Origin of the sequence: Cellulomonas sp. GbtcB1 (assembly GCF_019091725.1) — a bacterium.
Classification (GTDB): Bacteria; Actinomycetota; Actinomycetes; order Actinomycetales; family Cellulomonadaceae; genus Cellulomonas.
The window spans coordinates 1-230 of sequence record NZ_JAGXJG010000689.1 but is presented as its reverse complement, the minus strand read 5'-3'; the positions used below and the strand labels follow the sequence as shown (position 1 = coordinate 230).

The 230-nt window shown below is 72.6% G+C and carries 1 pseudogene; it reads left to right on the top strand.

The window, feature by feature from the left end:
- Positions 1-230: pseudogene (locus tag KVT14_RS21820) on the top strand (hypothetical protein); the annotation flags it as partial.

Sequence of the window (230 nt, the reverse complement as noted above, 5' to 3'; positions counted from 1 at the left end):
ACCGTCGGCCTGCAGATCGTCGCCGCGGTGCTGCTCCCGCAGCGCCTGCGCGACATCGGCGTCGACACCCCCGAGACCCTCCTGGGCTCCATCAGCGCGATCACCGCGATCGTGTCGCTGGTGTCGTACCTCGTGTTCGGCAACCTCTCCGACCGGGCGCGCGGCCGCTTCGGCTGCCGCACCCCGTGCATCCTGGGGGGCGGGGTCCTCGGGGGTGTCTCGGTGTTCGC